7 protein-coding genes are annotated in these 9,649 nt (G+C 56.1%); 3 read left to right on the forward strand and 4 right to left on the reverse strand.

Annotated features, from left to right (window positions below; all coding sequences use genetic code 11):
• The first annotated feature begins 827 nt into the window (after positions 1 to 827).
• Positions 828 to 1,028, forward strand: a complete 201-nt coding sequence (locus tag CA85_RS25290) for a DUF6755 family protein (RefSeq protein ID WP_391564954.1) — start codon at positions 828 to 830, stop codon at positions 1,026 to 1,028.
• Entirely contained in the window at positions 1,025 to 2,101 is a 1,077-nt protein-coding gene (locus CA85_RS24205) for a tellurite resistance/C4-dicarboxylate transporter family protein (protein WP_222435526.1), read from the forward strand. Before CA85_RS25290 ends, CA85_RS24205 begins: the two co-directional genes overlap by 4 nt.
• A 112-nt stretch (positions 2,102 to 2,213) precedes the next feature.
• On the opposite strand, the gene sufD is transcribed toward CA85_RS24205, so the two are convergent.
• From sufD to CA85_RS26255, 4 genes are all read right to left on the reverse strand, one after another.
• A complete protein-coding gene (gene sufD, locus CA85_RS24210) occupies positions 2,214 to 3,536 on the reverse strand; it encodes a Fe-S cluster assembly protein SufD (protein ID WP_146394234.1) in 1,323 nt (440 codons plus the stop codon).
• 60 nt (positions 3,537 to 3,596) lie between these two features.
• Positions 3,597 to 4,361, reverse strand: a complete 765-nt coding sequence (gene sufC, locus CA85_RS24215; protein WP_146394236.1) for a Fe-S cluster assembly ATPase SufC — start codon at positions 4,359 to 4,361, stop codon at positions 3,597 to 3,599.
• A 98-nt stretch (positions 4,362 to 4,459) separates the two neighbouring features.
• Positions 4,460 to 5,905, reverse strand: a complete 1,446-nt coding sequence (gene sufB, locus CA85_RS24220) for a Fe-S cluster assembly protein SufB (RefSeq protein ID WP_146394238.1) — start codon at positions 5,903 to 5,905, stop codon at positions 4,460 to 4,462.
• Positions 5,906 to 6,017: 112 nt separating this feature from the next.
• Positions 6,018 to 6,308 carry a 4Fe-4S dicluster domain-containing protein gene (locus CA85_RS26255; RefSeq protein ID WP_146394240.1) on the reverse strand — a complete coding sequence of 97 codons (291 nt, stop codon included), beginning with the start codon at positions 6,306 to 6,308 and terminating at the stop codon, positions 6,018 to 6,020.
• Between the two features lie 398 nt (positions 6,309 to 6,706).
• On the opposite strand from CA85_RS26255, the gene CA85_RS24230 reads away from it, so the two are divergent.
• The gene (locus tag CA85_RS24230; RefSeq protein WP_246113113.1) at positions 6,707 to 8,926 is read left to right on the forward strand and encodes a sigma 54-interacting transcriptional regulator; all 2,220 of its coding nucleotides are present in this window, start codon (positions 6,707 to 6,709) and stop codon (positions 8,924 to 8,926) included.
• Positions 8,927 to 9,649 lie beyond the last annotated feature (723 nt).

A 9,649-nucleotide genomic window follows, 5' to 3' on the forward strand; every position in this document is an offset into this window, starting at 1 on the left:
ACTTGGATCTGCGTTTGGCGCAGTCGACCGAAACGACACCAAAGTGAGAGGGACCGACCGCCTCGACTCGCTGCTGAATCACCCCAGCTGGCTTGCCGATGTAACGGGCCTGATTGGATTTTGACGATTTTGACGAACGTTTCTTGGTGGCGATTGCCATATCGGAGTTCCTTGATTGAAGGGAAAGTGAATTCCTTCAATGAAAGCACTCAGAATGCGCCCCTGGTAGTTTTTTAGGCTAACTTGGGGACATACCAGGCATGGCTCTAGTGGTCTGTCACAGTTAAAAGTTAGGGTTGATCGTAGTGGACGAGGCGACGAGCTGGTCATTACCCACAAAACCAGATCCCCTGTCAGCTTGTCTGACAGGAATCACCGTTTTGTGATTAGATCAAGATGGAGCATTCACCCCGCTCCCATGCGGGCTTGCCCCGCATGACAGCAAAGTTTATCGACTTGGTTTCCTGTCAGACAAGCTGACAGGGGAACGTGTGTCGATACCGCGGTTTTCTAATTTCAAAACGTCGCTTCGGCGTGTGACAAGCACACGGGGGAGCAAACTAATGGGTAATCAACGGGAGGCGACGAGTCCTTGGATTTGACGCCAGTTCAGGACTCGTCGCCTCGTCCACTACCCTAAGAATAAGTCGTGACAGACCACTAGTATCCAATGATCGTTCAAAAATGCGTCCCTGATGAACAAACGCTCTAACATTGATAATCACATCCCACAAATAAATCCTTCGATACTGGAGCCATGCCTTGAAAACCTCGGGCGCACGCTTCCGTCGGATTAGCCCAATGAACTCTCCCCACCCACTCATCTCGTGAAGGAACGTCGGCATGAAATCGACTTGGTTCCAGCCGGAAGCTCGCCATGCGGGTATCCGCGGTTTGATTGCGATGGCAACACTCGCTGGCTCGGTGGTGATGAGTCGGTCGTCTGGCCGGCTGCAATCGCCAGCACGATTTGCTTGGGGCTCAACCTGGGACTGATGTGGTATCTCACGGCGTTGGATCGAAAGTGATCGCACCCGTTACGCCTGCTCACGACAGCAATCCCCGATCACGATTCTGGCAGTGCGTCGAATCACTCAGCCCGGCGTACTTTTCGATGGTGATGGCGACCGGCATCGTCTCTCTGGCCTGTCATTTCATCGGTTATGAACACGTCTCCCGATTGCTCTTCTGGATCAACATCGCGGCGTATCTGATTCTATGGACCCTCAATGGACTGCGTGCAACGCTCTATACACGACGCTTCTTCGGGGACCTAATCGATCACGGTCAAGGCGTGAGTTTTTTCACATGGGTGGCTGCGACCTGCGTTCTAGGCAATCAGTTCTTGCTCATTGCCGGGATGCGCGGCGTCGCGACCGCCTTGTGGGTGCTCGGTATCATCCTCTGGTTCGTGTTGACGTACACCATTTTCACTTGCATTTTTACACTGCCGGAAAAACCGCCGATCATCGAAGCGCTCCACGGAGGTTGGCTCGTGTCAGTCGTTGCGACTCAGTCCGTTTCTCTACTCGGCTCGATGCTGGCCAGCGGTTTTGAGATATACCGGGAATCGACGCTGTTCTTCGCCCTGACGATGTGGCTGGGCGGTGGGATGCTCTATATCTGGATCATCTCGATGATCTTCTATCGATATGCATTCTTGCCGATGAAACCCTCGGATCTATCGCCACCCTACTGGATCAATATGGGGGCGATGGCGATCTCGACGCTCGCGGGCGTCAGCTTGGTTGCCGCCGCCGACGGCAGGCACTTACTCGACGAGCTCCAGCCCTTCCTCAAAGGGTTCACGCTGCTCTTCTGGGCGACTGCGACTGCTTGGATCCCCATGCTGATCACGCTGGGAGTTTGGAGACACGTGTTGAAGCGATATCCCATCACTTATGACTTGCAATACTGGGCCCTGGTGTTCCCGTTGGGTATGTACACGACCTGCACGTATCGGCTGGAAGAACAACTCGACCTGCCTTATCTGCAGTTCATCCCCAACATCTTCGTCTGGCTCGCCCTCATCGTTTGGTGCCTGACGTTTGCCGGCATGCTGCGATCAGGCGTCACGCTGAGTTCACGCACCACTGACTAAGGCACCGCTGAATATAGCACCCAACAGTTTGCTCCCTCGCATGACAAGCACACGAGGGAGCAACGAGACTGGCTATTTCCGTATTTTTTGCTGCCCGAAAGCAGACCGACGATTAAACGTCCGGCAGGCCGTGGCTCGAAAGCAGGATGGCTTCGAGGTGTTGGACGACGGCGGGAACCTCAACGCCTTGCACCACGTCATTGGCAAACGCGAAGATCAGCATCTTCCGAGCCAGGCTTTCGGGAATGCCCCGTGAACGCAGGTAGTAAAGAGCCTGCTCATCGAGTTCACCAATCGTTGCCCCGTGCGTGCATTTCACATCGTCGGCGTAGATTTCTAACTGCGGTTTTGTATTGACGACGGCATCATCGGACAGCAACAAGGCTTGATTGCTCTGTTTAGCATCTGTCTTCTGAGCGTCCTGATGCACAAAGATCTTGCCATTGAAAACGCCGCGGGCGCGATCGTCCAAAATGCCTTTGTACAACTCGTAGGTATTGCAGTTCGGTTTGGCGTGATCGATCCGGGTGCGACAATCCATCAACTGTTCACCCGTCGGCATGTACAGGCCGTTCAATGTCGAAACAATCTCTTCGCCGTCGAGAATGCAGTTCAGCTCGTTGCGAGCGAGTTCGGCGCCGAAGGAGAAGTAATGCGAGCAGAATCGACTGTGTTCTTTCTGGTCGATGTGACTGCTAGCGATATGCAGTGAATCGCGTTGCTCATGCTGCAATTTGTGGTGATCCAAATTGGCCTGCTCAGCCAACTCGATCTGTGTGACAGCGTTGGTGAAGTAGCCATCACCATCGCGGCCGTGGTAGCTTTCTACCACGGTAGCGCTACTGCCGTTGCCCAACCGGATGAGGTTGCGTGGGTGGCAGGCGGTAGGACCATCCTCGACGCTGAGGAAAATCAAGTGCACGGGTCGATCGAGCGTGACGCCATCGGCCACATCGATCACAGCCCCATCACTCGCGAACGCGGTATTGAGGTCCGTAAATGCAGACTCTTCCTTGCCTACGGGCTGCGTGAGCAGTTGCTCGGCGAGGTCGCGACCTTCTCGAATCGAGCTGGCGAGATTCTCGACGACCACACCTTCGGGCAAGTCCTGGTGGGATGAAGCTCCCTCGACGTAGTGGCCGTTGACGAACACCAGACGATGGAAATCATCGTCGAGTTTGGCGCGTTGCAGGAGGGTCTCGACGGTGTCCGACGCCAGCGACAGGGATTGCACGTTGCGGTAGTTGCGTCCGGCCAGGGACGCGACCGGCGTGAATCTCCAATCTTCATCACGCCGCGTTGGCAAGCCTCGCTCGAGGAAACGGTCCCAAGCGGTCTGTCGGGCTTCGTTGAGCCAGGCGGGTGAAGTCGCCGATTGATCGGCCTGGAACGCCGCGAAGGATTCTTGATATGCGTCAGATTGGGTGGCAATCATGATGATCGTTGAGAAAGATTGAATAGAGGTGTGTTTGGATTCGCCGTTGGTTCGCTCGGTCTAGCCCGCTGCAACCGTCTCGGCACCCGACTGCAAGAAGCTGTAGCCCTTGTCCTCCAACTCCAGTGCGAGCGATTTGTCGCCGCTCCGGACGATCTTGCCGCCGGCGAGCACGTGGACTTTATCAGGCACGATGTACTCGAGCAGTCGTTGGTAGTGGGTCACGACAATGATCGCTCGCTCAGGGCTACGAAGTGCGTTGACACCTTCGGAGACAATTTTCAGAGCGTCGATGTCCAACCCTGAATCGGTTTCATCCAGGACCGCGAGCTTGGGCTCGAGCATGGCCATCTGCAGAATCTCATTGCGTTTCTTTTCACCGCCTGAGAACCCTTCGTTGACGCTCCGATCCATCATGGACTTATCCATCCCGAGCAGTTCCAACTTCTCCTTGAGCAGAGCAACGAAATCCTTGCGGCTGATCACAGGCTCGTCACGATACTTGTGGATCGAGTTGATGGCTGCTTTGAGGAAGTACTTGTTGCTGACACCGGAGATTTCGACAGGGTACTGGTAGGCGAGGAAGACGCCTTCGGCCGCCCGCTCTTCAATCTCCATGTCGAGCAAATCCTTGCCATCGTAGGTCACCTCTCCCTCGGTGATCTCGTAGTCTTCTCGACCGGCGAGGACGTGTGCGAGGGTGCTCTTTCCGGAACCGTTGGGCCCCATGATGGCATGGACTTCGCCAGCGGCGACGCTCAGATTGATGCCTCGCAAGATCTCCGTGTCTTCACTGCGAGCGTGTAGGTTTTTGATTTCTAACATGATTGGAAACTGGGTTCGTTGATTGAATGGATGAGAGGGAGGAGCAACTCGGAAGCTCAGAGGCGACGCGTTGACGCCGCGGGGACAAACAATTCGCTTTAACCGACACTGCCTTCGAGGCTGACATTGAGAAGCTTGCGGGCTTCCACGGCAAACTCCATCGGCAGAACGTCGTAGACTTCCTTGCAGAAACCGTTGACGATCATGTTGACCGCGTCTTCGGTCGACAATCCGCGTTGCCGCAAGTAGTAAATTTGATCCTCACCGACCTTGGACGTGGAGGCTTCGTGCTCGACTTTGCCCGTCGTGTTTCGGACTTCGATGTACGGGAAGGTGTGGGCACCGCAGCGGTCACCGATCAACATCGAATCGCACTGAGAGAAGTTGCGAGCATTGGTCGCATTCTTCATCACCTTGACCTCGCCCCGGTAGCTGTTCTGGCCCACGCCTGCCGAAATCCCCTTGGAGATGATCGTGCTCTTGGTGTTCTTGCCGATGTGAATCATCTTCGTGCCCGTATCGGCTTGTTGATGATTGGCTGTAACGGCAACGCTGTAAAACTCGCCGACCGAATTGTCACCTTGCAGGATCACGCTGGGGTATTTCCAGGTGATCGCTGAACCCGTTTCGACTTGGGTCCAAGAGATCTTCGAGTTCTCACCGCGGCAAGCACCGCGTTTGGTCACGAAGTTATAGATCCCGCCTTTGCCTTCGCTGTCGCCGGGATACCAGTTTTGGACGGTGGAGTATTTGATCTGCGCGTCATCGAGGGCGACTAATTCAACAACCGCCGCGTGCAATTGATTCTCGTCCCGCTTGGGGGCCGTGCAGCCTTCGAGGTAACTAACATAGCTGCCCTCTTCAGCGACGATCAGAGTCCGCTCGAACTGGCCCGTATTCTGCGCGTTGATGCGGAAGTACGTCGACAGCTCCATCGGGCAGCGGACGCCCTTGGGGATGTAGCAGAAGGAACCGTCACTGAAGACCGCCGAGTTCAGCGATGCGAAAAAGTTGTCTGAGTGGGGAACCACCGTGCCCAAGTACTTCTTAACCAGCTCCGGGTGGTCGTGGACCGCTTCGGAGAACGGGCAGAAGATCACGCCGTGCTTCTCCAACGTCTCGCGAAACGTCGTCACGATCGAGACGCTGTCGAACACCGCGTCAACGGCGACGTTGGCGAGCACCTTCTGCTCCTCGAGCGGAATGCCGAGCTTCTCGTAAGTCTCCAGCAATACCGGGTCGACCTCATCAAGGCTCGCCAATTGCGGCTTCTTCTTCGGCGCCGAATAGTAGACCGCGGCTTGGTAGTCAATCGGCGAATAGTTCACATTGTGCCACTGCGGCTCCTCCAGCGTCAGCCAATGCCGATACGCCTTCAGTCGCCAATCCAACAGCCATTGCGGCTCACCCTTCTTCTCCGAGATCAGGCGAACGACCTCCTCACTAAGCCCAGCTGGAATCGAGTCCGCCTCGATGTCGGTGACGAAGCCGTGCTCGTATTCACGCTGCGAAAATTCTTCGAGCATCGCGTTTTCAGTGGACATGATTGATTCTCCGGGGTGGCCTGGGATGTCAATTCAGTGGAGATTGAATTGGTTCGAAATGAGAGAGAAGGAGGTCGATCGAGTGGGCGTAGTAGCCTAGCCCGATGGGCGGTTATGGTGAACCACCACCGTGAGGTGTGCGGGGAGGTGCACTCGATATGGGGGGAGTTTGCCGAGCCATGGTGGCGTTTAGGTCCCGAAAGGGCGCCCAATCACTCGGCAACTGATCCTCATGGTAAATCGCTCCCTCGGGGCACTCGGGCACGCAGGCTTCGCAGTCGATACACTCATCAGGATGGATGTACAGCATGCTCGGCCCCTCGTGAAAACACTCCACCGGGCAAACCACCACACAATCAATGTGTTTGCACTCGTAGCACGGCTCGGCGACAACGTGGGGCATGCAGGGGAAGTGTTGGAAACGGCAGCGGGTGGAAAAGCCTCGGTGAAGTCAGCAGCCGCGAACGCTGCCTCGCGTGGGTTGCGAACCAGGGCGGCGATGCTGCTCAGGGATGAGTCACCATGTTGTCAACAGAAGAATGCATTTATCGTGCCATTCGTTTAACCAGAGTGGCCGAGAATTAACCTAAGCCGTTTGCAAGCAAAGCCTTGCGAAAGATATTAGCAGAATTGCGCCGATCGCCAAACCAACCATATTTGGTCGATCATGTGTCGAGTTAGGCGGCACAATCATCAAATTCATCGCACAAATGCCGTTCCTTGCACCATTGTCGAAATATGGTTGGTCGATCATATTAGGTTGGTTCCGTGTGTGAATGCGATCTTCCCTGGATTTTTACCGTGCCCGACCCCACCGCCATCACGTCCCCGGCGAATTCGTCTGCTGCTAACTCGTCTGCTGCGAACTACGAACAGCTTGTCGAACGGATGCTCCGCCAGCTCAACATGGGCCAGGGACTCGATGAGCTGCTCGGGTCGGTATTCGACCAGCTATCGGGGGTGGTTCCCTACAACCGCATTGCCGTGGCGCTGCTCGAGGAGCCCGCTCACGTTCTGCGATTGGTTTCGTGCCGCTCCGATGGCGAGGTGATGCTCAAGACCGGCTACGCTGCCCGGGTCGCCGGATCGACTCTCGCCCCGCTGCTCGAAACTGGCCAGCCACGGATTATCGCGGACCTGGAAGAGTACTTGCGCCGCAAGCCTGGATCGAGCTCAACTTCCCTGATTGTTCGCGAGGGGATGCGTTCGAGTCTCACGCTCCCGTTGCTGGCCGATGCCAAACCGATTGGCGTGATCTTTTTCTCGTCACGAGAACCTGGCATCTACACTGGGGATCACGCCGAGCTGCTCGCTCGCCTGGCGAGCCCGATTGCGATCGGGGTTGAGAAGACTCGACTGATTGGTCAACTGGAACAAACCAATCGCGACCTCGCTTCTGCGAATCTGGCAAAGGACGATTTCCTCGACACGCTCAAACGCGAGGTCGATAAACAAACGCAGCAGCTACGGCAATCGGAGGCTCGGTATCGATTGCTCGTTGAGATGGGGCGGGTCGTCAACTCGAGCCTCGACATGCGAGAAGTTTTCCATCATGCCGCCGTGCAGATCCGCAAACAACTCGGCTGCGATCGCGTGAGTCTGCTACTGACCTCGGCGACCTCACCGGTGAGGCATGGTTTCGCCTTGGAATTCGACGGCGAGCGAGAGTCGTGGCCGGAACTACCCACGCAGTCTTTGCCGGGGTCCGCATTCGACTGGGTGATGCAGCACCGGGTTCCCCAAGTGGTGCGGTCGTTGCAGCATGGCCATGATTTCCCCGAGGACTTGCGTTTGCTCGAAACGGGCTATGGATCCAAAGTCTACATGCCCTTGCTGTCGCGCGACCAGAGTGTGGGCGTGCTCGGCATTGTCTCGCGTCGCGAACACCAGCCCGACCAGTGGGACCTCGAGTTGCTCCGTGAGATCTGCAGCCAACTTTCGATCGCATTGGACAACGCGTCGGCATATAGCGAGATCGATCGACTCAAACAGGAGCTCGAGCAACAGAATGTGTATCTACGAGACGAGATCCGCACCGATCACGACTTTGGCAACATCATCGGCGACTCGCCGGCAATGCGGCAGGTACGCGTCGCCGTCGAGCAGGTTGCCCTGACGGATTCGACGGTCCTGATCCTCGGTGAGACGGGAACTGGGAAAGAATTGATCGCCCGCGCGATTCACGAGACCAGTTCAAGACGCGAGAATCTGCTCGTAAAGGTCAACTGCGCCTCGCTGGCACCCAACCTCATCGCCAGCGAACTGTTTGGTCACGAGGCGGGTGCGTTCACCGGCGCAACCGAACTTCGCAAAGGTCGATTCGAACTCTCCGACCACGGGAGCATCTTTCTCGACGAGATCTCTGAGGTGCCTGCGGAAACCCAGGTCATGCTGCTGCGGGTATTGCAGGAGCGTGAGATCGAACGGGTCGGCGGCAATGCGCCCATCGAGATCGACACGCGCGTGATCGCAGCGAGCAATCGTGATCTGAAAGCGGCGGTGGCAGCGGATGAATTTCGCGACGACCTCTACTACCGCCTGAATGTCTTTCCGATTTCCGTTCCGCCACTGCGTCAACGCCGCGAAGATATCCCGGCGCTGCTGAACCACTTCATCGCTCGATTCTCCAAGCGGATGAACAAACCGATTACCCGCGTGGACCGACACACGATGGAAATTTTGATGCAGTACGAGTGGCCGGGGAATGTGCGTGAGTTCGAAAACATCATCGAGCGGTCGATGATCATCAGCCGCGGCGACACGCTATCGATCGAGTCGTCATGGTTGGCGGGAGATGGATCCTCACCCAGCGACGCGCAAGGGGGGGCTCTCGAAGCGACCACCGCTGTCCAACCGACGCTGGCGGAAATCGAACGCCGTGCTATTCTGGGCGCGCTCCAGCGCTGCGACGGAAAAATCTACGGCCCAGGCGGCGCCGCTGAAGCATTGGGACTGAAACCGACAACGTTGTATGGCAAAATGAGGAAACAGCGCATCAAGACCACTCGGCAGCATGAATGAATATCAAGAAGTGGATTCTATTCGTGTCGATTCGAGTAATTCGTGGCTAGCTGATACTGCAGCACGTAGGGCCGGTTCCCACCTGCCCCTTACCCACCAGTTTGGCTCATCCGACGGAAGCGTGCGCGGAGCACAGGGGGTAGGTTTTTCTAGGCATGGCTCTAGTATCCAATAATCTTACAAGAATGCGTCCCTGACGAACGAATGTCCGACAGGGACCGGCAACACCATTGGCGTACCATCGACCGAGATATCCCTTGCCAAGCCAGCACCTCTGCAGAGCTCGGCTCCGTTTCTCCCGCCAGCTCCAGTCTAACATCCACTATCACCTCCGAAAAATCAATCATTGGATACTGGAGCCATGTCACCAAAACCTCCAGCGCACGCTTCCGTCGGATGAGCCACAAGTTTTCCTACGCCGAAGGCGTTTTAGAAAATAGCCGGTGGTTTGAGCGCAAGCGAACACCACCGGAAACTCCGCGAAACACGCGTGCTAACCCCGAATGGGGTTGAAGATCATCCACGACAAGGTCTGCGACCCACTTCGGGGTCGACGCTCCACTGCCAACAAACAACCGCAGGTCGCGCTGCGCTGACCTCATAGGCATCAAGTTAAGGATTGATCTATAAAAAAAGCGGAAAACCGTTCATAAAGTGACTTGAATTACAACCTCGTCACCTCGGAGAACGGAGTTTCCGCATGGACAGAGTAACAGCGCTGGC

This window comes from Allorhodopirellula solitaria, assembly GCF_007859855.1.
Classification (GTDB): domain Bacteria; phylum Planctomycetota; class Planctomycetia; order Pirellulales; family Pirellulaceae; genus Rhodopirellula; species Rhodopirellula solitaria.